The following is a 26,478-nucleotide window of genomic DNA, read 5'->3' as shown; positions in this document are numbered from 1 at the left end:
GTTACCACTCAGAATAATGCACAATGTTACAAAAAGGTAACAACACAACATCAGATAATAATTATTCGTTTCTATTAAAGAACAGACAGGATACACAATGGTAAAAAATGTAATGCTGGCCATGTTAGGCAGTACTGTGGCGTTCAACGCTTCAGCAGCCGGCTTGGATGAAAAAATCAACGAGGTCGTGGCACCTATCGTCAACCCCTTTGTTGGAATGATCTTCTCGACCATTCCATTCCCTTTTTCTGACGTACAGGTTCCTTGGATTGTATTGTGGCTCGTCGTTGCTGCGACGTTTTTCACTTTTTATCTCGGCTTCATTAACGTACGCGGTTTTAAACACGCGATTGATCTGGTTTCGGGCAAATACTCTGATCCTAAAGCCAAAGACCAAGGTGAAGTTTCTCACTTTCAAGCCTTAACCACCGCCCTTTCCGGTACGGTTGGCCTTGGTAACATTGCCGGTGTTGCCGTCGCGGTCTCTATCGGGGGTGCAGGTGCCACATTCTGGATGATCCTGGCAGGCCTACTGGGCATGTCGAGTAAGTTTGTTGAATGTGCACTGGGCGTGAAATACCGCAATACCAACCCAGACGGCTCAGTGTCGGGTGGTCCTATGTACTACCTCAGCAAAGGTCTCGCCGATCGCGGTAACGCAGCGTTTGGTCGAACTCTTGCAGTACTCTTCTCCGTATTCGCCATTGGTGGTGCTTTGGGGGGCGGTAACATGTTCCAAGCCAACCAAGCGTTTAAGCAAGTGGTAGAAGTGACGGGCGGAGCATCTTCATTCCTTGCTGACAAAGGTTGGCTATTTGGTTTGATCCTCGCCGCCATCGTCGGCGTCGTGATCATCGGTGGTATTAAATCGATCGCAAAAGTGACCGAGAAAGTGGTGCCATTTATGGCGGGTATCTACGTTGGTACCGCATTGATCATTATCGCGATGAACTTTGACCGCATTGACGACGCATTCGCGGCGATTTTCAATGGCGCCTTTACTGGCGAAGGCATCACTGGCGGTGTGATTGGTGTATTGATTCAGGGCTTTAAACGTGCGGCATTCTCGAATGAAGCAGGTGTAGGCTCAGCGGCCATCGCACACGCGGCGGTAAAAACCAAAGAGCCGATGTCTGAAGGTTTTGTTTCGCTCCTTGAACCCTTCATCGATACCGTCGTGATTTGTACTATGACCGCCTTGGTGATCATCATTACTGGTTACTTGGATAACGGCTCTGGTCTCGCGGGTGTTGAACTGACGTCTGCCGCTTTCGGCAGTGCCATTAGCTGGTTCCCATACATCCTAGCGATCGCAGTGGTGCTGTTCGCGTTTTCAACGATGATTTCATGGTCATACTACGGCTTGAAAGCCTGGACTTACCTATTCGGTGAAAGCAAGACTGCAGAACTGATTTTCAAAATTAAATTCTGCATGTTTGTGGTGATTGGCTCTGCCATGAACCTAGGCCCAGTCATCGACTTCTCTGATGCGATGATCTTCGCCATGGCATTGGTGAACATTGTTGGCCTGTACATTCTTGTTCCTGAAGTTAAACGCGATATGAAAGATTATCTAGCTCGCCTACAAGCAGGCAAAGTCTACAAAGTACAGCAGCAAAATATCGAAGAACCGACACAAGCGTAACTGTCGGATACTCTCGTTAAAAAACAGCAACTTCGGTTGCTGTTTTTTGTCGATTAATCAAAATATGACGATCCACCAACATCTTCTCCTCCAATGGTTAAAAATGATGAACTTCGTCGCTGGATAACGCTCGCGGCACTACTTTGTGCCGTTTTTTCAAGAGTTCAAAAAATCATCTTGTAATTCTATTCAGACGACGAATAATTGAACATTCCCGATAGGCTTTTTCTCTCTCATACCAGACGTTGAGCGCTCACTTGCGTGCTTATGTCGTCCGGTAACTCGTATTTGTCACCTAGGTGTCAATACCACACACGATCTCAAATCGCATCTCGTCGGGTCTTTACTATTCAACATAACAAAACTCCGCGATGAGAAAGCAGTATCACTCTCATCCAACGAGCAACAAACTCTCTTTACAACGTTTGAGGTAACATGAGGCTCACGCCTCGACATAACGTGAAGCGCTCTCTTCGCAACGTGTTTCTCCTTCGTTTAGTTCAAGAGACGTCACAATCAGTGCAGGAGGCTTAAGTGAAAATATTCTGGAATTTAAGGTGGTTTTTCAAACTCAGGTGGAAGCACTATTGTGGTTCTATTCTGCTTTTTATGCTCATCTCTGCGATGCAACTGGTAACGCCCAAAGCAGTGGGTCACATCGTTGACGGTATCGTTGCCAATACCATGTCCACCACTGAAATGCTGCAGTGGTTTGCCGGTTTAACTCTGATTATGTTCGCCATTTATGGCTGCCGAGTGTTGTGGCGAGTGTGGCTATTTGGCGCCAGCATTGAGCTTGGCAGCATTTTGCGAAATCGTCTCTACCAACATTTATCAAAACAGCCACCCCGCTTCTTTGAACGCTACAAAACTGGCGATCTCATGGCTCGTGGCACCAACGACGTAAAAAATGTCGTCGTTACCGCGGGTGAAGGCGTGTTAACCGCGGCGGATTCGCTGATCACTGGCATTGCGGTGTTGATCATCATGGTGACACAAATCAGTTGGAAGTTGACGGTGATGGCGTTGCTGCCAATGCCGTTTTTGGCGATCACCATCTTTTACATTGTGCGTATTTTGCATCAGCGTTTTCGCATCGCTCAAGAGGCATTCTCTGAGCTTTCCGATCTGACTCAAGAGTCTCTCAATGGTGTAAGAATGTTGCGCGCCTTTGGCTTGGAAGAGCAAGAACAAGCACGCTTTGAGAAAATGGTCGATGAAACGGGTGACAAGAACATTGCGGTCGCGCGTGTGGACGCACGATTTGACCCAGCCATTCAACTCTCTATCGGGCTTTCCTTTTTCTTAAGCATCAGCGTTGGAGCCTATCTCGTTCATCAGAAAGCGATCACATTGGGCGATCTCACTGCCTTTACGATGTATTTAGGCTTGATGATTTGGCCAATGCTGGCGTTTGCTTTCCTATTCAACATTCTTGAACGTGGATCCGCTGCGTGGAATCGTCTCGAGGAAATTTTCCAACAAGAGCCAGAAATTAAAAGTGGGGATTTGCCATTAACACAAAATGCTCAGCCACTTGCGATCGAGATTGACCACTATCACTGGAATGCTGACTTACCCGCCGCACTTTCTCAGTGCCACATTACCTTGCAGCCTGGCGCAATGCTTGGTATCGCGGGGCCCGTTGGCAGCGGTAAATCAACCTTGATTGCCTTGCTGCTTCGTCAACAAGAGCTGAAACAGGGTGACATTCGCTACGGTGACATCTCGCTCAAACAAGCAAACCTTGAGCAGTGGCGCGAGAAATTTGCCGTTGTGAGTCAAACACCCTTTCTGTTTTCATGCTCTATCTATGACAACATCGCGTTAGGAAGGCCGGACGCAAGCCAACAAGAGGTATATCAAGCGGCCAAATTGGCCTGTATTCACGATGACATTTTGAAATTCCCAGACGGCTACGACACTGAAGTTGGTGAGAAAGGGATTACGTTATCCGGCGGGCAAAAACAGCGAATTGCCATTGCCCGAGCGATGTTGCTCAACGCAGAAATTCTTATTCTCGATGATGCACTTTCAGCGGTAGATGGACGAACCGAGCACGAAATTTTGCGTAACCTTGAGCAGTACTATCGCCACCAATCATTGATTGTGATTGCCCACCGACTGACAGCGTTAGAGCAAGCCAATGAAATTGTGGTGTTTAATCACGGGCACATTGCCGAGCGCGGAAATCATGCCAGTTTAATTGGCGCACAAGGTTGGTATGCAGAAACGTATCAATATCAACAACTCGAACAAGCAATGGAGGAGGCAAACTAATGAAAAAGACCACGTTGAAACGTTTATTTGCTTATCCATTGGCGCAACCAAAACCCATGATGACGGGTTTAGTCTTTTTGTTGATTGCGGCTGTCAGCAATGCGGGTGGCCCTTGGCTCATCCAACACTTTATTGACGAGCACATTACCAAAGACGATTACACTCAACAGACACTTATCTTACTTGCTAGTGGCTATATTGGCCTGCTGCTTTGCTCAGCTTTGTTTCAATATCTCCAAGGTTTGCAATTTAACATTGTCGCGACAGGCATCATTAAAACCATTCGCAAGCAGGCTTTTAATCGTGTGATCAAGCAACCTTTGTCGGCTTTCGATTACACCCCTACTGGCAAGCTGGTCTCAAGACTCACCAACGACACGGAATCTCTGCAGCAGTTCTACGAGTTGTTGATCGCCTCCGTGGTTAAGAATCTTGTGATGATTTTAGTCATGCTGGGAGTGATGCTGATTTTGAGCTGGCAGCTAACGTTGGTAGTCTTGGTTTTGCTGCCCGTTGTGGTTGGTTTTATGGTGCTATTTCAAAAGCTCAGCACCCATGCATACCGAGTGATGCGTGACTTGCTTACCGACATCAATGGCAATATGAGCGAATCGATCCAAGGGATGAGCGTGATCCAACTGATGCGCCAAGAAAAACGCTTCAACCAGCAGTTTAATCAACTGACCGAGCAGCATTTCAATGCGGGTCGTAAAGTCATCAAGCTGAATGGTATTTTACTTCGACCCTTGATGGATTTATTGGCGGGCATCGCTTTGCTCACCCTGGTTGCCATTTTCGGTTTCAGTGGTACCGAGCTCATTGGTGTTGGCGTACTGTATGCATTTATCAGCTACCTTGGCCGTATTACCGAACCATTAATTGAAATGACGCAACAGCTAGCGCTACTGCAACAAGCTTTAGTGGCCAGCGAGCGTATTTTTGAAATGATGGATGCACCGGAGCAAAGCTATGGTCATGATCAGCAGCCACTTAAAAGTGGTTCCATCTCCATAGAGAAGCTGAGCTTTAGCTACGATGGTAAGCAGCAGGTATTGAAACAGATCGACATTAATGTGGAACACCAGCAATTCGTTGCTTTGGTCGGCCACACGGGTAGCGGAAAAAGTACCCTCGCTTCGCTATTGATGGGCTTTTACCCAGTAAGCCAAGGCAAACTGAAACTGGATGGACGCCCTATTGCTTCATTGGCAAAATCGGTGCTGCGAAAAGACGTGGCGATGGTTCAACAAGATCCACATATTCTGCCAACCTCGGTCAGAGAAAATATTGCCTTGGGAAGAGAAGTCTCAGACGACATCATTTGGCAATCTTTAGAACAAGTAGGTTTGGCTGAGCAGATCAAACGCTACCCTCAATTGCTGGACACCCAACTGGGCCAAGGAGAAACCAACCTCTCTGCTGGACAAAAACAGTTGTTGGCCATGGCCCGAGTGCTTATCGCTAAGCCGAAAATTTTAATCCTCGACGAAGCGACGGCAAACATCGATTCAGGCACCGAGGCGCTGATACAGCGCAGTTTGAATGCACTACGCCATGATATGACGCTAGTGGTGATTGCACACCGCCTTTCCACCATCATGGAGGCCGACAAAATCGTGGTTTTACACCACGGAGATTTGGTTGAAATGGGCAGTCACAAACAACTGCTTGCCCAGCAAGGGCGCTACGCACAGATGTACCAGTTGCAACAAGCAGGCCAGCATATCAAGGAAATTGAACAGCAGGAGGAGCAAGAACTGGAACAAGCCAGCTAACCCCGCTTTTTGCACTTGATGCACACACAAGCCGTGCCAGAATCTAAGGCACGGCTTATCCTTGCGTTAATTCCACGTGATTTCTTAATAAATTTACAATTTACCCCTAGGTTAGAAGCGATAAACCACTCGCATTTCATGAGATATTTATTGTACAATTTTGTCGTCTCACGATTTTGACTGCTTGTGAAGCCGTTAAATACCTATACTTGAGTGAGACTGTCAGTGTCTTTCATCTTTAAATAACTACTCCAACAGAAAGACTGGTTGTTATTCGTCATATCTATCACCTTTAACTACTGTGTAATATGTCCATGAACGAAGACAAATTTACGAATATATATCGTTTACCAGGATCACTGCAGATTCGTATTGCCAAATGGCAACAAACCTTTCGCGGCACGTCTGATCTTGTTTTGCATCAAGCCCTCACGGTACGTAATAAACAGTACCAAAAGCACGACTTTTTTCCGAAAGGTTGGTGTATTCCATTGGTCGATGAGAGCGAAAGTTCCATCACACATCATGGGAAATATATTCAAACCGCCATGCGTACCATGGTGGACCGAAAAGTCTCCTATAAGCGAGTCTTCCTCTCTCGTATGCCACAGGAAGAAGCCGAGAAAGCGCTCGCTTTATTTAAGAAAGAATGGATCACTAAACACAACAAAATTGCGCGTCAATACAACCAAATTAAGAAAAAAGAGTTTATGAACTACGCTTGGGAAGAGTTAGAAACGCTTTATCCTGCGATTCCCAAAGAAAATTTCGACAAGCAATTGTGGAATCGATTGGTGTTCAAGGAATTTGGTCCAGAGAAGAAATACAAAAATCCTTACTTTGTTAAAAAAGCCGATTTTTAACTCGATACGATGTGATTTGTGCCCCCAATCGACCCCATACAAAGAAGCCGCTATCTTTCGATAGCGGCTTTATTGATTTTTAATGTTGGTGGACATCGGGTCTTGTCCCAAATTCTGATTGCTGATAAATGTCGGCCAAAGATTTTGGCTTTTTCACTCTGCGCTTTGTCCGTGGACAATAGACAACTTCCTGCTCACTAAGCGCTTTTTCGTGTTCTTTGGCTGACTGAATAAACTCAGGATTCGCCATGGCTTCCTGCCTGAGTCGGTTAACACGTTCTAGAGTATCCCAAAACATAACTGCACCTCCGCAAAGAAACTGTATGTATATTCAGTATAGTCAATTTACTCCACTGGTCAATAAAATACTGTTTATTTATACAGACAATAACAAGTCGCGTAGCGCGACTTATCATTGACTGTTTGCTAATGGCGCTTTATTGGAGGTAAGCGTTAAGCATCCACAACAGTTTTTCTTGCTCGCGGATGTAATCTCCCATCAGCGCAGCGGTACCTTCATCTTCTGCTTCGCCTGCTTGCTTAAGAATGGCACGTTGCTTAACCAACAACTTACTAAAGCCATCCACCAAACCAGAAACAGACTCCTCGCCACTGAACACATCTTGATGTTCAGCAATCTCACTGTTTAGTAAGTAGGTGCTAAAGCTGTGTTTTGGTGTAAAACCAAGCGTTAAAATACGCTCTGCCAATTCATCCACCTTCACCTGCAGATCGGTATAGATTTCTTCAAATTTTACGTGCAATTCGAAAAACTGCTGACCTTTGATATTCCAGTGGTAACCACGAGTGTTCATGTAAAGCACTTGATAGTTTGCAAGAAGTTGATTGAGTTGTTCTGCCAACGCTTGAGCTAGCTGCTGATCGAGACCGATATAATTTGTATTAGACATAGCATCACCCTTATTTATTTTTGCTAGAGAAGCCTTTCTTCTCTCAATGGGTGTAGTCTATGCGAACGAAGATTAGAGGTAAAAACGATTGAATCTATAGATTTAATTGTCTTTACCTATTAAAAGTAAGGTCTTTAGTAGAAACCATCTTTGGGGTCGTGCTCTGGAAAACGCGCCACAACATCACGCAGCTCTTCTTGGTGTTCACGCAGCGCATTCACACAGCAGCGATCCAGTTTTCCTGCAATCACCATTTTTTCAAGCTCTAGCAAGGCATGCGTCACCGACCAAGCTTGGCGATAAGGTCTGTGTGTGGTGAGTGCATCAAACACATTCGCCACCGAGACAATTCTTGCAGCAGGAGGGATTTCCTCCCCTTTCAAACCAAATGGATAACCTGAGCCATCTAAAAACTCATGGTGATAGGCCATGATTTGCTGCAACAGCGTGATACTTGGGTGATGAGGATTGCCCAGAGATTCAAGAATACGGTCCATGATTTCAATGCCATTTTCCACGTGATTACGCATCGTATTGCGTTCTTGCGCATCCAGCGTATCGGTTTTGCACACCAGTTCGATGTCGAGTCTCACTTTACCCAAATCGTGGAAGCGGGCGAAAAGAGAGAGGTGCTCTATGGTTTCGTCGTCTAGCGACCACTCCGCCGCCATGTCATGGGCAATAATACGGGTGTAATGACTCATGCGCTCTTTGTGGGCACACGAATCTTTATGGTAAACAGGAAACAGCGCTTGAGTTCGTTCTGCACAATCCGCAATGGCGTGCACGATCTGATATTCAGAGACAATGGTGAATTTCACCATATCAATGTAAGGCTGAAGTTTGTCGATCAGCCCTTCATCAAACGCGTCCACTTCTCGCGAGTTCAGGAAGAGAAAACCCACAAACTTGTCTTTTTCAAAGCATGGAATGGCAGCCGATGAACGATAGCCTGCATGAAGTAGCGACACCACGTGCTTGCTGCATGCCAAGCTGTTTAAATCCGCAACAATACGGTGGCTCTGCTCTTCGACACAACGCTGCAACATCGGCAGTTCATCCAAATAGGCACTAAAGTGAGCCAGTTCAGGATACAAACCACTGCTGTCAGCATAGGTTTTCAATTGGTTGTCATCTTCATCAAACAGTGCAAACGAAATCCGATCGATACTAGGCTCATGGATACGCATGCGATCACGAATGCTTTCCAGTTGCTCATTCAATGAATTAGCGTGATGAAAATAAGCACAATTGTTGACTTCACTTAGCAGTTCCATTCCCAGCTCCTTTACACGCAGCAAAAGAGGGCCAGCCTTCACGCTTGCCTATTGCTCCGTCTATTTTGTCTCCCAACACTCCTAATTGTAGAAACAAAAAAGAGCACTCGCCTGACGGAAGAGCAGCAAAATGCAGATTGTTTGATCTACATTAACATCCATTTTTTTGACTAAAAATAAGCCATTTATTTTGATGAAGTAATCAAAACGGACGACATTTTTCTGACTGGTCTTATCACTGTTATAAAACTAGAAGCGGTTGGCAACTTCAATCAAGTTCATGTCCGGATCGCGAATGTAAACCGAGAGAATCGGCCCGGTAGCGCCCGTTCTTTGAACCGGCCCCTCTTCAATCTCAATACCACATTGTATAAACCACGTAGCGACCTCTTGGATAGGCGTATTGGTGAGAAAACAGAGATCGGCACTGCCAGGTTGCACATGACCCGCCTTAGGTTCAAATTCGTGCTGCCACTGATGAAGGTTGATCTTCTGTTGCCCAAAGTTGAGTGCAATACGTCCACCAGCAAATTCCTGCTTCTCCATCCCCAAACAGTGGGTGTAAAACGCCACAGAGGTCGGTATGTCTTTAACGGTCAAGACTAGGTGATCGAGCTGAGTCATCGCTATCATGTTGCACCTCTGAACAGTTGATACAAAAAGGGCTGGTTGTGTTAACCAGCCCAACATCATCACCATTATTACCCTAACGCAGGCAGAACCCCAACGGTTATCAGGATCTGGGCAGCAACAATCACAACCCCGGTCACACCTGTGAGCGTTAGCGCTAATTGTCCACCAGCCACTTGGTAACTCCCCTGCTTCTCTGGTGATTTACGTACTTTGTTTACCATCACCACCGGCAAGAAAATCGCCAAAACAGCTAATGCAATTGCGGCGTAACCAAGCGCCATAATGAAGCCCTGTGGGTAGAAAAGCGCAAACATCAGCGGCGGTGTAAATGTCACCACAGCAGGAATGACGCGATTTTGTTTCTGACCACTCTTCTTGATGACATCGCCAAGAAACTCAAACAAACCTAGGCTCACCCCTAAAAATGAGGTTAACAGTGCCAAGTCCGCGAACACGCCTACCAATTGGCTTAAGTAAGATTGCTGAACTTTCGCGGCCAACTGGGCAATCAACGCCGTCAACCCTGAGTTATTAAGCAGTACCTCTTGATTCACCACGCCGAGCGTGACCAGTTGCCAGAACACATAAATAACTAGAGGGATGGACGAGCCAATGACAATCGCTTTGCGCAGCGCTTTGGTGTCCCCATCAAGGTAATTCACAATAGCAGGAATGCTGCTGTGGAAACCAAACGACGTAAAAATGACTGGCAGAGCCGCGACAATCAACCCTTGTTGAATCGGCATGCTGAGCAAGTAAGACTCGGTCACGTTAGGAGCAAGAAAGAAAAGCACCGCGACCATGGCAACCATTTTCAAACCAAATAAAACGCGGTTTACTTTATCGACGGTTGCTGTACCACTGGTCACCACCGCGGCCACAATCACGGTAAAAATGACCGTTGCCACAGAGGCATCCATTTCGATGGAAAACCAAGCAGCAAGACGCTCACCAAACTGTGCACCACCACCAGCAATGTAAGCCGCGCAAAGCGCGTAAAACAGAAACAGCATAGCGAAACTGGCAACCCATTTTCCTTTCGTGCCTAGAATTTGTTTTGCCAGCGTGTGCAGCGTCGCACTTCTATCTGCCTCTTGATGGAGCTCCACCATCAACAACGCGGTATACGACATCAAAACCCAAAAGCCGATCATAATCATGACGGAGGTGGAAAAACCAATCCCTGCTGAAGCAAGGGGCAATGCAAGCATTCCAGCACCAATAGTGGTGCCTGCAATAATCAAAGTACTACCAAAAATCTTTGAACGGCTCATAGTGTATTCTTATATTTACGGAACAGAGTATAGGCCTAGAGACAAATGGTAGAAAAGAGAATCATCACCACCAAATTAACTAGGTTGATGGCGATTTTGTAGCATCTTCATTTTTAGATCAAGCAAAATGTAATGCATTTTATCCAAAAGTGTAAACTTAATAATACACCCAATTCTAACGCCTTGTTAGTACTCGTATAGCGCAAGGGCGAAGCGTCAGCCGAGCTGGCAACTCTCCAATCAATTCACCATCGCATTGGAACAAGGCAGTATCTTCACCTGCCACTAACAGTGCGCGCATTGTTTCCGCTTGCACTCGGCTGTGCTGTTCGATTTTTCCATTGAGTAAATACGGCAAACTGAAAAGACGCTTCAAAAACGGCATATCTTCCACACAAACGGCGTGTAATACACCCGATTGATGGTGCGCTTTCGGGGAAAAATCCATCCCGGCACCACCATAACGGCCGATGCAAAACATGCTGAGTAGGACCGTTCTGGCAACATCTTGCGAAGAAGAGTCATCCAAACGTTTGAAGTGCAACGTGCGACCTTGATAACCATAAAGAGAACTCAGCAGCGTAGAGTAGTAACGCAGTGACTTACCACCCGCGCATCCCATTTGCTGCAATATGTGGCAATCAAGCCCACTGCCTGCCATATTGATGAACGCATGCTGCTGTAAAAAATCGTCACCATACTCCACCACACCCACATCATGTTCGACCACATTGGCTGCTTGAAGAAATTCAAGCCACGCATTTGGACTTTTGGGAATGTGGTGATAGCGCGCCCAATCATTGCCCGTCCCTTGCGGCGCGACGGTAAGAACAAATTCTTGTAAATCGCAATCAGATTCAAAGATCCCTTGAAGCAGTTCATTAACGCTTCCATCTCCCCCGATCGCTACAAACGCGCGTTCGCCTTGCTCTGCCAACTCTTTGCTGAGAACTTTGGCATGCCCTTGGTATTGAGTTTGATGAAAATGATGCTTGATATTGTGTTGAGAAAGTAAAGGCTTGAGTTGCTGCCAAAAGCGAAGTGCTTTTCCTCCGCCAGCTTGCGGGTTGAGAATAAAATTCCAGATCATACCGATTAACTTCAATGATTTATGGCGCTATTTTAACTTGTCGCTCGTAGGGAAAAAATCAATTGTTAATTTGTTGTGATCAACCACGGCGTTTTGCACCAAGCAATGTCATTTCTGCGAGTTCAACCCACTTAGCAAAGTGAGAACCTAGCCTTTCAACCTAGGGCGAATGTCACGACAAGTCAGTTCGCTTTGCTACACTCTAATAACCCGTTCGTCAAAGCGACGCTTAACGACGGTCACCTCGTTCGACATAAAACCGAGTAGAGCACATTGATACATAAACCGATCTTGTCACTTTGTCTGTTCGTTATGACCGTTAACGGTGTTGTCGCCGCAGCGCCGCCTAACCAGCCGGACGTCGTCCATTTTGCGATTGGCGAATGGGCACCTTATACCAGTGAGCATCAAGGTACACTGGAGAAAATCATCAGCCAGATCTACACCAGTCAAGGTTACGAAGTGCGCTACTCATACCATCCTTGGGTTCGTAGCACTAAACTTGTCGAGCATGAAAAAGCAGACGCCACTTTCCCTTGGTATAGCAATGAAGCACGCCGACAGATTTTTTACCAATCTCCTACGCCAATCGTCTTTGCAGAAACGGTGATTTTTTACCGTGAGTCGATGCCCATTCGCTGGGGTGCTATTTCTGATTTGGCTAACTACCGTATTGGCGGTGTAGAAGGTTTTTCCTCGACGTTGCTGTTGAGACAGCACAAAGTATTTCCTCTCATCAGTTCCAATCAAAAAGAGAATTTCCACAAACTTCATCGGGGGAGAATTGACGCCGTGCCCGCTGAAAAACGCGTCGGACGCTTACTCATCAACCAAGTGACGGGGTATGACGAACGCGTGATCATGACGGATCCCAAGCCGCTTCTCAGTGAGCCTATGTTCCTGTTGTTTCAAAAAACACCGCGAGGCAAAGCGCTGCTCGATGCCTATGAAGACGGTATGAAAAAGCTCATTGCCAATGGTTGCTATGAGAAAATGCTCGATGACCAAGATTGTCCGTAGCGCTCAAATCGAAGCCTCTAAGCCCAAGCCCCACCATTCACTCAGCCATTAATAGACGCCTCCTATTTCAACGATAAACACAACCGACTACGACATCCCTCCCGGTTGTTTTAGCCTTGCAGACTAGAGTGAATCTAAACGGTATAGAAAGATGAAAGCACTGGTCGTGGAAGGGGGCGCAATGCGCGGCGTATTTGCCAGCGGCGTATTGGACGCATTTTTACAGCAAAATTATCAACCTTTTGATCTGGCTATTGGGGTGTCGGCAGGCGCATCCAATTTGGTTGGCTATTTGGCGAACGCTCAAGGGCGTAGTTTTAATGTCATCACTAAATTGGCCACATCTCAGCGTTTTTATAACCCAAAACGCTTTATCAAAGGGGGCGATTTGGTGGACGTAAAATGGTTGGTTGACGAATCCATGCGTCGCTACCCCATTGAGGCAGAACGTCTCTTTACAAACACGCGTTTGTTGGCAACCACCACTGACATTGCAACAGGGTTACCACGCTATCAACAGCTAACTAAGCAGAATGTGAATCAATTATTGGAAGCGAGCTGCGCCTTGCCTATTGCTTATCGCCAACCACCTTGCTTTGCAGGCAGTTGTTTTACCGATGGCGGGGTCTCGGATTCCATTCCCGTGAAAGAAGCGTATCGCCAAGGCGCTCGTGACATAACGGTGGTGTTGTCGCACCCATTGAGCTACGAGATGCCAGAAAGTCGCCACACTTGGCTCACCAACACCTTGTTGTCACGTCAACCCGCTATCGCTAAAGCGCTGCGTCAACGAGCCCAAAATTACAATGCGGCATTGGCGTTTATTCGCTTCCCACCGGCCGATGCCACTATTCGAGTGATTGCGCCAGAAGAAGGTTTTAAGGTGAAACGGTTAACGATGAATCAAAGCAAACTTCATCAAGGCTATCAAATGGGTATTACGCAGGGAAAACAGCATTTAGCAAGGTTGGCCGGCACTGATGGACTGACACGCGAAAACTGCCCTTTTTGCGTTTAAAACGGACATTTTCCGCGCAACGAGATCCGACCACGTAACAAAAGTGTCACCGACTTCAAATTACTCAACAATAGCTTGTTTCAAAGATGATAATTTACATATAAAGCAAGTATCATAAATGAAAACTATTACAAATAAGTCAACAACACTTAATAACAATATACCCAAACCACTTGGAGTTTAAGGTAGTCAGCAAGTGAATGAATCCCCATGAACGTAGCCAACACTGCCGCCGCTTCAAGTAGGAAGGGGATAACGTAATGTCGGAACATCAATGAACAATACATGTGAGTCAGACTCGCTTCATTTTGAAGTGGACCTCAAACAGGCTCTGATTTGGGTGGCACGTGCGTTGGATTATGTCGGAGTCGATGACACTCACCATAACCACCGTGTCGCCTACATCGCTTACCAATGCGCGCTTGCTCTGGGTTGGGATTTAAAAAAAGCGGAGTTCAGCTATTTTGCTGGAATGGTGCACGATTGTGGCGTCTCAGAAACGAAAGAGCATTTAATGCTGCTAGAAACGCTGATGCCACAAGACGCGCAAGCCCACTGCATTCGTGGTTATCAATCTTTGCAACAGTGTAATATTCTGGCCCAGTTTGCTGAGTCAATTTTGTATCACCACACTCGTTGGGATGAGCTTGAAACCTTAGAAGTCTCCCCATTTAACAAAGACATCGCGGCACTTTTGTATCTTTCTGATCGCCTAGATTTTCTAAGGGCTCAATTCACTGATGAATGTCATAGCGATATGGTGACGCTGCATGAACAAGCCATCGCCGACACCATCATGGCCAATGCGGGTAGCCTCTTCCATCCTGGAATGTGCGACGTGATGGTAAAACTCATCATGACTGACGGCTTCTGGTTTGCAATGGAATCGGAAAACATCGAAACCATTGGACTCGGCTTCTCACATATCGATTGGCTGCAAAAACAGCTCACTATCGGTGACTTAATGAGCTTGGGGCTTTTTCTCGCTCGCATTGTCGATGCCAAAAGCCCCTTTACTTATCAGCATTCACAGAAAGTCGCCGAAATCTCACGCTTCCTCGCTGGAAAAATGTCGCTTTGCGAACACGACCAAGAGATGATTTTTATTGCCGGCTTAGTGCACGACATTGGCAAGTTAAAAACCCCTGATGACATTCTTCATAAGCAAGGAAAACTCAATGATCAGGAGTACACAAGAATCAAACGGCATACTATCGATACCGAGCTTGCTCTGCATAAAGTCTTCCCCAACTCAAAAATTGCTGAGTGGGCATCCAACCACCACGAAAGGTTGGACGGCTCTGGTTATCCATACCACAAAACGGCTACCGATCTGGATCTGCCGTCGAGAATTATTGCCGTCGCCGACGTCTTTCAAGCACTGTCACAAGATCGCCCCTATCGTCCAAGAATGCCCCAACATGACATTGAAGCCTTGATGACGGCAATGGTGGATGAAGGCAAACTTTGTCCAACCGTTTTTGGTACGTTAAAGCGTCACTTAGATGGCTGCTATCAAATGTCCATTCAAGACAGTGAGTAGCTTTCTCGGCTCTCTTCAGCAAAATCGTTTGACAAAAAACCGCCAAAAGGCGGTTTTCATTTTAAATAGGCAGGGTTGCACACTGGGTCACATCATAGTGCAGAGCGTAACCGATGCCCTATTTGGAGATATCCAATAGATTGTCTCGCACGCCATTGATGCGAAACCACCCTGCAATACTGTAACGATTTATATGGCTGGTGAGCACTTCGTGGGGGAACAACTCCGAGAGAAAAACAACCAGTCTCCCACTCTTCGGCGCGATGATTTCCAACAAATTGTCCTGAAGATCGTACAGATGTAATTCACCGCCATCTCCCGGCTGCCAATGCTCATTCATATAAAACACGGTCGTAAGTTTTCGGTTTTCTTGTCCTTGAAAGCTGTCTAAGTGCTTTTGATAGAAATCTCCGGGCTCATATTTGGCAAAGTGAGCTTCATACTCAAATAAACCTAAATACAGATGGCGATTCACCTGCAACCGTATGTGATCCATGAGTGCCAGATAATGATTAACCGCCTCACCCTGATGACTTTGCAACCATTGAATTTTGTCGCTGCGAATCTTCGTCGCTTTCAGCAAGTCGTCGTTGCGGCCAATTCTCGCCTGCTTCCAGTTTTCTGGTATCGCTTCTCGTAAATCCGCGACGGACTGCGACTCTAAAAAATCATCCCAAATGTAATAACCATGGGTAATTAGCGCATCTATCAACTTTTCCATTCAGCTCATTCCGCACAATTCAATACGCATTTTTGCGCTCGGCTTTATAACGGTGAACCGCGGAAGAAGACAGACAAATATCTTTATCGTATTGATTAAATGAATTAATAATTTTCGAAGATACAAATTGACAAAATGCTTGCACACGCCTAACGCAGTGAACATTCGCGTTCAAAAATAACGACTATAATTGATAGTATCATCAGTTGTAATGAGATATGTGTAATGAATGGACTAACTAAATCTGCAATTTCTTCTGTCGCGGCAGCGCTACTCTTAGCTGGCTGCGGTGGTAGTGACGGAGGCAAAACCGCCAATGTCTCTTTTTATGTGTCTGATGCACCCGTTGACAGTGCTCAGTCCGTCTCCGTGGGCTTCACTCAGGTTGAGTTAGTGGATAACGAAGGCAACTCTGTTTTCCTTGACGTCGTACCTTCTACTGGCGTGGACTACCAAAAAATTGACTTGCTTGACTACCAAGGTACCGACTCCGTATTGATGGTCAGCACGCAACCGGTCCCTGTAGGCAGCTATAAAGAGCTGATACTGCATGTGACGAATGAAAATGGGGTCAATTACGTGATTGATGAAAATGGCCAACAACCTTTGAAACAACCGAGCAACAAGTTGAAGTTAGGCAGTTTCGATGTCACTTCTGAGGCCGTCCAGCTCTACACTATTGAGTTTGACCTTCGCCAGTCTTTAGTGATGCGCGGCAATTTAGGCAGCAACAATGGCTACATTCTTAAGCCTCATGGTGTCTCTATTGTTTCTAATGCTTCCGCAGTGAGTATCTCAGGGAATGTCGACGATAACCTTCTGACAGGGGACGAAAGTTGCACGGCTGACAGCCAAGCGTTTATCTATCTCTATGAAGGTGAGGGACACGATAGCGCCAATCTCATCGATTTGGTGGATGAAGATGACCCGGAGTTCGACAGTCAGAATCCTGTCCCAGAAAACGCGGTAAAACCCATTGCATCGGCAGGTTTGGATGAAAACAATAACTACGCATTTGGTTTCCTAAATGCAGGGACTTATACCGTTGCATTCAGTTGTAACGCTGGGGATGACAACCCCATTCAATATGATGGTACCGCTATTCCATTACCCACAGGGCAAGTCGGCACCACCACGTTAGCAGCAGGAGAAAATGGCACAATTGACTTTGTACCAGCCCCATAAACCGGATCATTGCTGAATTAACCGTGACTTAGTGCGAATAAGTCACGGTTTTTCTTTTTATTGGCAACATCTCCCACCAACAACGCTTGTTTCCCCATGAAAATGTGGTGTAATCCATGAAACGCTGAGTTGAAACACATTTTATGGATTACATTTCTCTTTCTCGAATTAGCCTTAAGCATTTAACCGTTTTGCACGTTTTGTTAACCACTCACAGCGTGACAAGCGCGGCGGAGCAACTTTGCGTCACCCCCTCTTGTGTAAGCAAGATTTTGTCTCAGTTACGCAGTGTGCTAAACGATGAACTCTTTTATCGCGATGGAACCCAACTGATCCCCACCTCTTATGCACTGAGCATCGGTCCAGCCATTCACGGCATTCTTTCTAGTATGAACGGGGTGATTCACCAAGGCACATTTGACGCAAACTCATACACTGGGACCTTCTCACTCTCCATGCGTGAAAGTACCTTTGAAGTGTTTGCTGACACGTTCAGCCAGATCCTCCAACAAACCCCCAAAGCGCATCTTCATATATACGCTAAGGAGCAGCATGGCTTTGAGGCTCTGCTACGCGGCCAGGTTGATTTTATTCTGTTGCCCCACGACATTAGCCAACCTCCAACCATGAACCGTGAGTTGATTTGGCATACGATCAAACGCGACGAGATGATCTGCTTAATGAATAAGGCACATCCGGCGCAGCAAACCGACTTTACCATCGAGGATTACCTGTCATTCCAACACATTGGCATTCACGACAAAGAGTTGGCGACACCCTACTTCGAGCAAACCTTGATTCAGAGCCATAAAGCACGTGAGATCGCCCTTTCGGTCGCAGATTTTGGCGCAGCGGCAGTGATGTGCCATCGTACCCCATTGCTTTTTACTTGCTCAAAACTTTGGGCAGAGACGGCTTTACAAGCCAAAGGGCTTATTCAGAAGAGCTTGCCGTTTGACTATGGCCAAGTGGCGTATAGCTTGGTGTATAACAAACAGAGTTTGAATGATCCGGCGCTGACTTGGTTAAAAAGCCAGCTTCATCAACTCAATGAGAAGTAGCCGTTTCAACGACTAAGCAATGTCTCGATAGAGCGGCGTTTTCGGTAAGGCGATCCGATGTCGGATTTTTCGTTTCAACGCCTGATAGAAGCCGTTCATCGACTCTCTATCACAAGCAGGCCAGTTCAATGCCTCGCCTATCACACCGTGGTGAGCAAAGCCATTGAGGCGAATCGTGACCCGCTCAGGCAACGTATTGAGAAACTGAGCTAACGCCTCCACTTCACACGCGAGATCGCTTTTTTCGGGGATGTACAGCAGGCGAACTTCATGCAGCTTGCCCAGTTCAACAAGATATTTTATCGACAATATGACTCTATGATTATCTCGACCCACTAACCAACGATGCGTTTCGGATTGCCATGCTTTCAGGTCAATCATGGCACCGTCGAGATAGGGGGCAATTTTTACCCAGCCATGAGTTGTTAGTGAACCATTACTGTCGATGAAACAGCTTAAATGTGCCAATTCAACGTCTTGTTTTATCGCTTTGAATAACTCGACAATAAAGCCAAGTTGTAGGGTTGCTTCCCCACCGGACACGGTGACACCATCGATAAACAGGTGGTGTTTACGGATCAAATCGATCATGCCTAAAACCGTCCACCCTTTTATTTTTGGATTCGAGTGATACGAACAAGTTTCAAGACAACGATCGCAGTGGGTGCAAACCTCTTCTAGCCAAACAACGTTGTTGTTTTTCTTTATTAGGGCGCCTGAAGGACACGTTGTCACACAGTCACCACAATGGTTGCAGTGGTTAATTGTGTGAGGATTGTGACAGTTTAAGCAGTTGAAATTACATCCCTGCAAAAAAATCACCAGGCGATTCCCCGGCCCATCAACGCAAGAGAAAGGCAGTACTCGACTCACTTTCCCTTTCTTGTTGAACTGAACAGCTGACATTTTGATGTTCAGTTACATTCTGCCTGCTCTTGATACACAGGCGTTGTTTCCATACTCACGATACGCGGACGTCGCGCGAGTATTGCGGTTTTTTTTGCTGCTTCAGCACCTAAGAAGGTGGTGTTGCTGCGCGAGCCCAATTGAGCAAACTTCTCAATGTCTGACAGCTTGACCATGTAACCCGTTACTCGCACCAAATCGTTGCTTGCAACATTGGCGGTAAACTCTCGGTAACCGGCGGCTAAGGCGCCTTTACAAAGGTTATACATCGCCTCCGGGTTATCTTTGACCGTTTCATCGATGGTCAAAATATCGCTGATACCCGATGGATAGAAGGCATGATGCGGCGCGTTTGCCAACACATAGCTCACTGGATCGGGCTCATGCCCATAGGCGATTCTCACTCCCGGCGTCACATCAATATCTAAGCTAATGCCTCCCTGAGCATGCAGCAGTGCGCGTTGTTGCCAACCATATTTGACTGGCCGCTCTTCGAGCAATTGAGCCAGTCTCTGTGAAATCTGTACACCCAGCTGATTGGCTTGTGAATCGAGCCCATATTGACCTGATAACGACGATTTCGTTTGTAACGTGTCAACCGCTTCCGCCATACCATAGATGCCAAACATAGGCGCAAAACGCTGTTCATCAATCAGTTTTTCTTCAACCAAGAAGCTGGTAAAAAATCCTGACTGTTCATGCAAATATGTAGTTCGCGCGTCAATAAGTTCAATGGCGAGATCCACATAACGTGGCAACACGGCCAGCATAAAATCGCTTACCGACTCAGCGCGCTGGGCCACTTCTTTAAGGTTTAAACGCACTAAGGTGTTCGCACCACCGGCCAATGGCAACGAGTTGTAACAACTGACGATACCAAACTGCTTATCGCCGTAAGTTTGCGCATGCATAGGGTAATTGGCGATATGCGGTTTACTGCACTCACAAATGTTGGCACAGGCCACTCTGAGCAGATCATTCGGCGTGACCTTAGGGTCGTACATAAAGGTTAAATTCGGTGCAATTTGCTTGAGTTCAGCATCAATACGCAAAATTGTGCGGCAGATGAGGTTATCACTCGGTCCAATATTGGCGTGCATAAATGCATCAGGCAGCGTGCGATCCAACATGATCCAAAAGCGTCTGAGCTTCTGATAAATCTGCGCATCGCTCAGTTGACCAACATAAGGCATGAGCAACTCATCGAGTTGACCAAGATACACCGGAATATTGGTGACGGAAGGAACGTGATGGTAAAGCACTGTCAACATATTGAGGGCGTCATCAAAATCGTTCGCGGCGTCTAATTCGAGAAAAGCACTGCCTTGAGAGAGGTAACGAGCGTAGTCTGGCAACACGTAGCGCGGTTTAAATGGCGCGTTGCCCTCAAACATGTCGCAGATAACTCCCTGCTTCATCGCAGACTGCACGCCATCGGAAACAGGCATGTAATCAAGTAAAGCTTCCGCTTCTAATGCGAGAAATTGGTTTTTCTGCTTAACCGTCAGTTTCGGATCATTGATAATTTGGCGAAAACGGTCGGTATTGAGGGCTAAACTGTTGCTCATAAAAGAGAAATCCTGAAGAGTTTTCAGCAGTCTAGCCCTAATTGATAATTTCCACTATTGAAAAACCAAGAAAGAGTCTTTTCCGTTTTGGAAACCCTCTGCCTCAGTTAGATGCTCATTGCATAGACACCCATTGCATAAACCCCAAAGCAGAACGCTTACTGTCGATCAAACGCCTTCAGCGCCTCCGATTCCGGCATGGGCCTATAAAAATAGTAGCCTTGGATTTCGTCTACGTGCCAAATTTTGAGTTTACGTAATTGGCTGGCGGTTTCCACGCCTTCGGCTACGGTGGTTAAACCGAGCTCTTTTGCCATGGACGCGATACTGCGAATGAGTGTTCTCGCTCTATCGTTGTTCTCCAACTGATCGATGTACGATTTATCCAGTTTCACGATGTCGAGCGGGAAGGAACAAAGCGTACTAAATGAGGAATAGCCCGTGCCGAAATCATCCAATGCCAGTTGAATTCCAAGTGACTTGATCTCTTTGGTTCGCTCCAACGTCTCTGACTCAATGCCAAGTAACGTGCTTTCTGTAATCTCAATCACCAACTGACCCGGAGCAATGTCAAACTCGTCCATGACATGACGTAGTGCGTCTGGCAAGCGCGCGTGGTAAAAGTGCATCGCACTCAAATTGACATGCACCGTTAAAGGGTTCAGTCCGTTGTCCGCTCGAGTGCGATTAAGCGTGGATATAAATTGGCACGCCTGACGAAGAATGGACTCGCCAAGCTCTACGATCAATTGGTGCTGCTCTGCGAGATCAATAAACACATCTGGCGGAACAAACCCCAACTCAGGGTGAATCCAGCGTGCCAAGGCTTCAAAGCCATTGACCTTGCCACTTTCTGTATCCACTATCGGTTGATAATGAGCAATGATCGCTTTGTCTCGAATTGCCTGAGAAATATCTCGGCTGATCACCAGAGCACTTTGCGCCCGCTTCGCTACATCCGCACCAATTTGTATCACCTCTGTCACCGCTTTGTGCTGGAATCTCTGCACCGCAAAAGAGCCCGATTGCAACAAATAGCCGAGCGAATGGTGGGTGATTTCAGGATCGGCGATGGCAATCTGACAGCTCAAGTCCAACTCGATACCTAAGGTGTGTGTTTTACGCGAAAGTACATCCATAAAATGCGTTGCACACTGGATCGCATCATCACACTGTTCAACGTCTTCAATTATGGCAATAAATTCAAATTCACTAATCCGGCCCACTTCAAACGGCCTTAACTCCGCCCCAAACACCGCAGCAATATAGTTAATCGTGTCATCAAAAATGAGATGACCATACACTTCTGACACCTGTTTCAATCTGTCGATGGAAATATAAAGGAAGGAGAATTGGTTAGGCTGATGTTGGATAAGGTCATCTAAACGCGCAAGGATAGCCGGGCGATTATACAAACCTGACACTGGGTCTCGACCAACCAAATCTTTAATCATTCGCGCTTGTTTCTTCTGTTCACTCATGTCACTAACAGAAAGCATGAGTGCTTGTTGGTTTTCATGATGAATGAGATTCACATCAATCAAACATTCAATTTCTTGCCCTTCTCGAGTGAGCATCGTGGCTTCAAACTGTGTGACCCCATTTGCCAACGCTTGGTACATTTGATCGACTTTGCACTCAGGTTGACTCTCATCCACTTTACACAGCACGTTGAGCTCTTGGTGTACCAAATCACCTTTCTGATAACCGAGTAATTCTAAGGCCGCCTGATTGATGTCGATGATTTCTTTGTCCACCACTAACAACATGCCCATTGAGCGATGTTGATAGAGTGCGTCAAATTTTTGCAGTGTGTCCTGCAACTTATCTTGCGTTAAAGAGGTATTCTCGGCCAGCACTTCGACTAATTGAGTAATGCGTTCAAGTTCATCCGTGCGTCGATTAGAGAGATCATCCAACTGATATTTCGAGAACAACTGCATGACACTTTGTTCAAAATCGGCAAATCGAGTGGAGACGCGTTTTTTAAACAGCATGAATGTCGCTAAGGCGATCAAGCCTGCCACCAACACCACAATGCCAATAAGGTACAAAAAGAGCCGATGCCCTTTCAAATAGTGAACACGCAGCTCCGTGGTTTGCAAATAAGCCACCTGTTCACCTGACATGCCATAGACCAAAGACCACTCAACCACCGTCTCTTTATCACGATGGACCCATGTATTTTCAGACAGCTGCACGCTCTCGCTCGGCAGTTGTAACTGACTCAAGCCCAACAATTTGTTGTCTGCAGTTAGGATTGCATCGAAGTTACCAGGAAAACGTTCGCTCAGATTTTGCCCCCAAATCAACCACCCACTGGAGGCAGACACTCCTTCACTGTCGCGTACTGGCGTTAAACTAATCACCCACAATTGCTCATCAATCAACAGCAAACCCGCTTCACTTTCACGATAAAGATCAAGCATGCTGTTCATTTTCGTAAAGTGTGACTTAACGCTGTCATTCGCCACTATTTGGCTCACCAGCGGGTTATAAGCACTGTCACCTTGGGCGCGCACGAGCGATTCAACCACCTCACCTTTTAAGGAAACAAACGCCATCATATCGAGGCTAAGCGTGTCTAAACTTTCTTGATATAAGTTGCGATCACGGTAACCAGCAATATCCCCTTCCGTGAACAGTTGATACGTTTCATCCCAATACGCCCAATCGTAGGAGCGATCTTCTTGCAGGCTGATCATCATTTCGATGACGGCCTGAGCTTGTTTATTGGCGCGGCTGACTTCAAGATTTTCCAGCTCATCGAGACTGTAAAGGAAAAACGTTCGGGTAATAAAAAGCGTGCTCAAGATGACGCCAGTCAATCCTAAGCCAAAATAGAGCGCAGTGCGGCTGCGTAATGTTAAGTGCAACAGACGAAATCGAGACATTGATTTTAATGATTATTAGATTAATGACTTAGAGTGTAAGGCAAAATAGCGGTGAATGGTTTGAGATAGATTCAATTCTGTTGCGTAACTGTTTCAAACATACAGATTACTTCGCATTATGGCTCACAAATTTAAAAGCGCATCCACCTGTGATGCGCTTTGACTCGAAATCTCTTTGCGTTGTTTAATCGTAGAAAGGTTTGGCGTCCACTTCCAAGCTTGAGGGCGCCACCGCTTTTTCAATTTTTAGCGAACTGTGTTTTAAATCTACCATCGCCACATCGACAAAACGTTTGTATTTACGTGAGTAGAAACACTTTACTTCCGGCTTCAAAGGCTGAGTCGGGTTAGAGGTCCAGACGATTCCGACTCGACCATCGTTCAATTCGACAATAGAGCCCACTGGATAGACGCCAATGCAGTTGATGAATTTGTAAACCAGATCAGGATCTAAGTGAAATGGGGTTAAGCCGAGTATGATTTTAAACGCTTCGGCAGAGCTCATGCCTTGCTTGTAGCATCGGTCTGCCGTGAGCGCATCATAGATATCAACGATACAACTCATGCGGCCATGAAGTGGTATTTCCTCTCCTTTTAACCCTTTGGGGTAACCGTTTCCATCAAGCTTTTCATGGTGCATTAAACAGACATCACGGCTCACATCGCTTAGCCCTTCAACATGCACAATGATCTCTTCGGCAAACACCTGATGGAGCTTCATGTGTTCAAACTCTTCAGGCGTTAATCGCGCGGGTTTATGCAACACTTCATCATTTACTTTGATTTTGCCGATATCGTGAATGATCCCACCTATCGCCATCTGCTTGAGCGTTTCACGCTCCAAGCCCAAATGTTTGCCAAAGGTCACTAACAAACAGGCGACATTCACCGAGTGTTCCAGCAAATAGGTGTCCTTTTGGCGCAAGGCAGAAACACACTGCAAGGCGTCTGAATCCACCAATGCGGCTTCAATCATATCCTCAGCCCAGTCCTCAATCTCATCAACCAGAATCACTTTGCCTTCAAAGGTTTGGTTAAGAAGCTTTTGAGCGAGGCCTTTGGCTTCTGCAATCAGCTTTTTGGCTTTCTTTTGATTTGAGGCGCGACTCTTTGGCTGCTTACGTGGCGTTGGTGAATGGGATTCTGTCACGACTTGCGATTCAGTGTTATCAACCTTTGGCGCTGGTTTAATCACACAATTTTTAGCCGATAAGCCTGCGTCTACCCACACAAACTTCACCCCACTTTCAAATAAGCGGGTAATCGCTTTTTCTGACTGAACACGCCCTGCATTCGCCAAATTAACCCGCTCACTATTTTCAATCGCGGTGACAAACATGCCAATCGTTAAGTTTGAAATATCTACTTTTATTGATTTTTCAGGGTCATACTGCATATTCAAGACAATTTCCAACACAAACTTTTCTCGACTACCTCAAGTATATGGCAATCTCGCTAATACGACCTGCCGAGGACATCGAATAATTCACATTTTTTTACAAGCGTTCCATTTGCCCAGAGAATACAAATTTAAAATATATTTGCAAACTCTAATTTACAACATCTTGAAGCGGCGATAATCAATGGATTGACTAGGCAATAACGCTCATAGCTCGGTGGTGAGCTCATGTTTTTCAACCAGTTTAGGTGACGAAAAACACATCACCTGATAGCGTAAAAACAAATCCTCTTCAGGAACGTCAACATGCTCATCAAAGTTATTAACATTTTATTCCCCGTTTTTGCCTTAGCTGGCGTCGGCTTTTTGGTTGGGCATTATTTGAAACCTGACTTTAAGCCGATTAACCGCATCAATATTGACGTTTTCCTACCTGCTTTGGTGTTTTCATCTCTCACCACCATGCCGCTAGACACCCAGCAGCTCCCTTTGATATGGGCATCGCTTGTGGCGGTATTGCTGCCGGGGCTACTGATGATACCCATTTGCAAACTGGCTGGGCTCTCTTTTAAGACCTGGGCACCGCCGCATATGTTTCGCAACAGTGGCAATCTTGCCATTCCTCTCTTTGCCTACGCATTTGGCGACGCGGCACAGTCAAGCGCTGTACTGCTTTTCGTTATGTCATCTTGCATTCACATTAGCTTAGGCATTGCGTTGTTGAGCCGAGGCGGATCACTCTTACAAATGGTCAAAATGCCTGTGTTTATTGCCGCGTCTGTGGCTGTGTTTTTTAATCTCAACCATGTTGCCGTTTGGTCACCGCTGATTGAAGCAACCTCCTTGCTAGGTCAAGCCGCAGTGCCAGTCATGCTCCTTTCTCTTGGGGCACAAATGACCCATTTGAAATGGTCCGGCCTCAGCGTTGGGCTCTACTCAACGCTCCAATCTATCGCAACAGGAGCGATAGCATTTGCGGTGATTTACTTCTTTATCCCCCTTCCCCCGCTGCAAATGAAAATGATGGTCCTGTTCACCATGTTGCCAGCGGCGGTGATGAATTATCTTTTTGCCGAACGTTTTCATATCGAACCCGAGAAAGTGGCCTCAATTGTATTATTCGGCAATTTTTTCAGCATCTTAACCCTACCTGTATTGCTTGGATTTACCCTCTCTTTAACGTGATGATGAATTTATTTCATCATTCGTTTTAGATTTGAAATATTCCTTAAATATTCTATGGATATATTTATTAATATGATAGAAAGCGGATTCATCATCACAAAAAATGAAGATTGAAATAAGAAAACGTTATATTGCACAAAATAAAATCTAGGAATCGCTTATTTATCGCATATTTATCTGTTATTGATTGATTAGAGCAAATACTCTAACTATAATTATCCATAGTAATT

General features: G+C 46.0%; 21 protein-coding genes. 10 read left to right on the top strand and 11 right to left on the bottom strand.

Going from position 1 to position 26,478, the window contains the following annotated elements; genetic code table 11:
- Positions 1-97: 97 nt before the first annotated feature.
- The 4 genes from PQQ36_RS09560 to PQQ36_RS09545 all read left to right on the top strand — a co-directional run bounded on the left by PQQ36_RS09560 (position 98) and on the right by PQQ36_RS09545 (position 6,563).
- Positions 98-1,645, top strand: coding sequence for an alanine/glycine:cation symporter family protein (locus PQQ36_RS09560; protein ID WP_011080169.1), 1,548 nt, complete (start codon positions 98-100; stop codon positions 1,643-1,645).
- Positions 1,646-2,179: 534 nt separating this feature from the next.
- Positions 2,180-3,925 carry an ABC transporter transmembrane domain-containing protein gene (locus PQQ36_RS09555; protein ID WP_273661007.1) on the top strand — a complete coding sequence of 582 codons (1,746 nt, stop codon included), beginning with the start codon at positions 2,180-2,182 and terminating at the stop codon, positions 3,923-3,925.
- On the top strand, positions 3,925-5,700 hold the full coding sequence (locus tag PQQ36_RS09550; RefSeq protein ID WP_103194552.1) for an ABC transporter transmembrane domain-containing protein: 1,776 nt from the start codon (positions 3,925-3,927) through the stop codon (positions 5,698-5,700). Before PQQ36_RS09555 ends, PQQ36_RS09550 begins: the two co-directional genes overlap by 1 nt.
- A 314-nt stretch (positions 5,701-6,014) precedes the next feature.
- On the top strand, positions 6,015-6,563 hold the full coding sequence (locus tag PQQ36_RS09545; RefSeq protein ID WP_013571506.1) for an MSHA operon transcriptional regulator: 549 nt from the start codon (positions 6,015-6,017) through the stop codon (positions 6,561-6,563).
- A 79-nt stretch (positions 6,564-6,642) separates the two neighbouring features.
- Here PQQ36_RS09545 and PQQ36_RS09540 read toward each other — a convergent pair whose 3' ends face one another.
- The 6 genes from PQQ36_RS09540 to PQQ36_RS09515 form a co-directional block, all read right to left on the bottom strand.
- Positions 6,643-6,861 carry a hypothetical protein gene (locus PQQ36_RS09540; RefSeq protein ID WP_011080165.1) on the bottom strand — a complete coding sequence of 73 codons (219 nt, stop codon included), beginning with the start codon at positions 6,859-6,861 and terminating at the stop codon, positions 6,643-6,645.
- 139 nt (positions 6,862-7,000) lie between these two features.
- On the bottom strand, positions 7,001-7,474 hold the full coding sequence (locus PQQ36_RS09535; protein WP_011080164.1) for a Dps family protein: 474 nt from the start codon (positions 7,472-7,474) through the stop codon (positions 7,001-7,003).
- A gap of 134 nt (positions 7,475-7,608) precedes the next feature.
- Positions 7,609-8,751 carry an HD-GYP domain-containing protein gene (locus tag PQQ36_RS09530; RefSeq protein WP_045618859.1) on the bottom strand — a complete coding sequence of 381 codons (1,143 nt, stop codon included), beginning with the start codon at positions 8,749-8,751 and terminating at the stop codon, positions 7,609-7,611.
- Between the two features lie 249 nt (positions 8,752-9,000).
- A complete protein-coding gene (locus PQQ36_RS09525; RefSeq protein WP_039554041.1) occupies positions 9,001-9,384 on the bottom strand; it encodes a VOC family protein in 384 nt (127 codons plus the stop codon).
- A 68-nt stretch (positions 9,385-9,452) separates the two neighbouring features.
- Positions 9,453-10,658 carry an aromatic amino acid transport family protein gene (locus tag PQQ36_RS09520; protein WP_013571505.1) on the bottom strand — a complete coding sequence of 402 codons (1,206 nt, stop codon included), beginning with the start codon at positions 10,656-10,658 and terminating at the stop codon, positions 9,453-9,455.
- A 175-nt stretch (positions 10,659-10,833) separates the two neighbouring features.
- Complete coding sequence (locus tag PQQ36_RS09515) at positions 10,834-11,748, bottom strand: diacylglycerol/lipid kinase family protein (RefSeq protein WP_043877227.1); 915 nt, start codon at positions 11,746-11,748, stop codon at positions 10,834-10,836.
- A 312-nt stretch (positions 11,749-12,060) separates the two neighbouring features.
- Here PQQ36_RS09515 and PQQ36_RS09510 point away from each other — a divergent pair, with 312 nt between their 5' ends.
- The 3 genes from PQQ36_RS09510 (at position 12,061) to PQQ36_RS09500 (ending at position 15,329) form a co-directional block, all read left to right on the top strand.
- On the top strand, positions 12,061-12,768 hold the full coding sequence (locus PQQ36_RS09510; protein ID WP_336620555.1) for a substrate-binding periplasmic protein: 708 nt from the start codon (positions 12,061-12,063) through the stop codon (positions 12,766-12,768).
- A gap of 151 nt (positions 12,769-12,919) precedes the next feature.
- On the top strand, positions 12,920-13,786 hold the full coding sequence (locus PQQ36_RS09505) for a patatin-like phospholipase family protein (RefSeq protein WP_039554046.1): 867 nt from the start codon (positions 12,920-12,922) through the stop codon (positions 13,784-13,786).
- A 274-nt stretch (positions 13,787-14,060) separates the two neighbouring features.
- A complete protein-coding gene (locus PQQ36_RS09500; RefSeq protein ID WP_061058715.1) occupies positions 14,061-15,329 on the top strand; it encodes an HD-GYP domain-containing protein in 1,269 nt (422 codons plus the stop codon).
- 118 nt (positions 15,330-15,447) lie between these two features.
- Here PQQ36_RS09500 and PQQ36_RS09495 read toward each other — a convergent pair whose 3' ends face one another.
- Entirely contained in the window at positions 15,448-16,050 is a 603-nt protein-coding gene (locus tag PQQ36_RS09495) for a 2OG-Fe(II) oxygenase (protein WP_061058716.1), read from the bottom strand.
- Between the two features lie 225 nt (positions 16,051-16,275).
- On the opposite strand from PQQ36_RS09495, the gene PQQ36_RS09490 reads away from it, so the two are divergent.
- Positions 16,276-17,235 (top strand): DUF4382 domain-containing protein, encoded by a 960-nt coding sequence (locus tag PQQ36_RS09490; protein WP_047109686.1) that lies wholly within the window; start codon positions 16,276-16,278, stop codon positions 17,233-17,235.
- A gap of 143 nt (positions 17,236-17,378) precedes the next feature.
- Positions 17,379-18,296, top strand: a complete 918-nt coding sequence (locus PQQ36_RS09485; RefSeq protein WP_011080154.1) for a LysR family transcriptional regulator — start codon at positions 17,379-17,381, stop codon at positions 18,294-18,296.
- A gap of 12 nt (positions 18,297-18,308) precedes the next feature.
- On the opposite strand, the gene PQQ36_RS09480 is transcribed toward PQQ36_RS09485, so the two are convergent.
- The 4 genes from PQQ36_RS09480 to PQQ36_RS09465 all read right to left on the bottom strand — a co-directional run bounded on the left by PQQ36_RS09480 (position 18,309) and on the right by PQQ36_RS09465 (position 25,060).
- Entirely contained in the window at positions 18,309-19,202 is an 894-nt protein-coding gene (locus tag PQQ36_RS09480) for a YjjW family glycine radical enzyme activase (protein ID WP_273661002.1), read from the bottom strand.
- Positions 19,203-19,210: 8 nt separating this feature from the next.
- Entirely contained in the window at positions 19,211-20,770 is a 1,560-nt protein-coding gene (locus PQQ36_RS09475; protein WP_273661000.1) for a YjjI family glycine radical enzyme, read from the bottom strand.
- Between the two features lie 158 nt (positions 20,771-20,928).
- The gene (locus PQQ36_RS09470; RefSeq protein WP_273660999.1) at positions 20,929-23,664 is read right to left on the bottom strand and encodes a bifunctional diguanylate cyclase/phosphodiesterase; all 2,736 of its coding nucleotides are present in this window, start codon (positions 23,662-23,664) and stop codon (positions 20,929-20,931) included.
- Positions 23,665-23,848: 184 nt separating this feature from the next.
- A complete protein-coding gene (locus PQQ36_RS09465; protein ID WP_039548569.1) occupies positions 23,849-25,060 on the bottom strand; it encodes an HD-GYP domain-containing protein in 1,212 nt (403 codons plus the stop codon).
- Positions 25,061-25,369: 309 nt separating this feature from the next.
- On the opposite strand from PQQ36_RS09465, the gene PQQ36_RS09460 reads away from it, so the two are divergent.
- Positions 25,370-26,248 carry an AEC family transporter gene (locus PQQ36_RS09460; protein WP_263179388.1) on the top strand — a complete coding sequence of 293 codons (879 nt, stop codon included), beginning with the start codon at positions 25,370-25,372 and terminating at the stop codon, positions 26,246-26,248.
- Positions 26,249-26,478: the final 230 nt, after the last annotated feature.

The sequence above is a fragment of the Vibrio sp. CCUG 15886 genome, assembly GCF_028570825.1.
GTDB lineage: Bacteria > Pseudomonadota > Gammaproteobacteria > Enterobacterales > Vibrionaceae > Vibrio > Vibrio vulnificus_B.
This window is presented reverse-complemented; position numbering and strand designations above follow the sequence as displayed.

Bases quoted from the DNA above. Each gene is read 5' to 3' on its own strand.
- PQQ36_RS09530 (WP_045618859.1), bottom strand. From the start codon at position 8,751: ATGGAACTGCTAAGTGAAGTCAACAATTGTGCTTATTTTCATCACGCT.
- PQQ36_RS09480 (WP_273661002.1), bottom strand. From the start codon at position 19,202: ATGTCAGCTGTTCAGTTCAACAAGAAAGGGAAAGTGAGTCGAGTACTG.
- PQQ36_RS09550 (WP_103194552.1), top strand. From the start codon at position 3,925: ATGAAAAAGACCACGTTGAAACGTTTATTTGCTTATCCATTGGCGCAA.
- PQQ36_RS09545 (WP_013571506.1), top strand. From the start codon at position 6,015: ATGAACGAAGACAAATTTACGAATATATATCGTTTACCAGGATCACTG.
- PQQ36_RS09560 (WP_011080169.1), top strand. From the start codon at position 98: ATGGTAAAAAATGTAATGCTGGCCATGTTAGGCAGTACTGTGGCGTTC.
- PQQ36_RS09505 (WP_039554046.1), top strand. From the start codon at position 12,920: ATGAAAGCACTGGTCGTGGAAGGGGGCGCAATGCGCGGCGTATTTGCC.
- PQQ36_RS09510 (WP_336620555.1), top strand. From the start codon at position 12,061: ATGACCGTTAACGGTGTTGTCGCCGCAGCGCCGCCTAACCAGCCGGAC.
- PQQ36_RS09495 (WP_061058716.1), bottom strand. From the start codon at position 16,050: ATGGAAAAGTTGATAGATGCGCTAATTACCCATGGTTATTACATTTGG.
- PQQ36_RS09485 (WP_011080154.1), top strand. From the start codon at position 17,379: ATGGATTACATTTCTCTTTCTCGAATTAGCCTTAAGCATTTAACCGTT.
- PQQ36_RS09490 (WP_047109686.1), top strand. From the start codon at position 16,276: ATGAATGGACTAACTAAATCTGCAATTTCTTCTGTCGCGGCAGCGCTA.
- PQQ36_RS09535 (WP_011080164.1), bottom strand. From the start codon at position 7,474: ATGTCTAATACAAATTATATCGGTCTCGATCAGCAGCTAGCTCAAGCG.
- PQQ36_RS09475 (WP_273661000.1), bottom strand. From the start codon at position 20,770: ATGAGCAACAGTTTAGCCCTCAATACCGACCGTTTTCGCCAAATTATC.
- PQQ36_RS09460 (WP_263179388.1), top strand. From the start codon at position 25,370: ATGCTCATCAAAGTTATTAACATTTTATTCCCCGTTTTTGCCTTAGCT.
- PQQ36_RS09470 (WP_273660999.1), bottom strand. From the start codon at position 23,664: ATGTCTCGATTTCGTCTGTTGCACTTAACATTACGCAGCCGCACTGCG.
- PQQ36_RS09525 (WP_039554041.1), bottom strand. From the start codon at position 9,384: ATGATAGCGATGACTCAGCTCGATCACCTAGTCTTGACCGTTAAAGAC.
- PQQ36_RS09465 (WP_039548569.1), bottom strand. From the start codon at position 25,060: ATGCAGTATGACCCTGAAAAATCAATAAAAGTAGATATTTCAAACTTA.
- PQQ36_RS09500 (WP_061058715.1), top strand. From the start codon at position 14,061: ATGAACAATACATGTGAGTCAGACTCGCTTCATTTTGAAGTGGACCTC.
- PQQ36_RS09540 (WP_011080165.1), bottom strand. From the start codon at position 6,861: ATGTTTTGGGATACTCTAGAACGTGTTAACCGACTCAGGCAGGAAGCC.
- PQQ36_RS09520 (WP_013571505.1), bottom strand. From the start codon at position 10,658: ATGAGCCGTTCAAAGATTTTTGGTAGTACTTTGATTATTGCAGGCACC.
- PQQ36_RS09515 (WP_043877227.1), bottom strand. From the start codon at position 11,748: ATGATCTGGAATTTTATTCTCAACCCGCAAGCTGGCGGAGGAAAAGCA.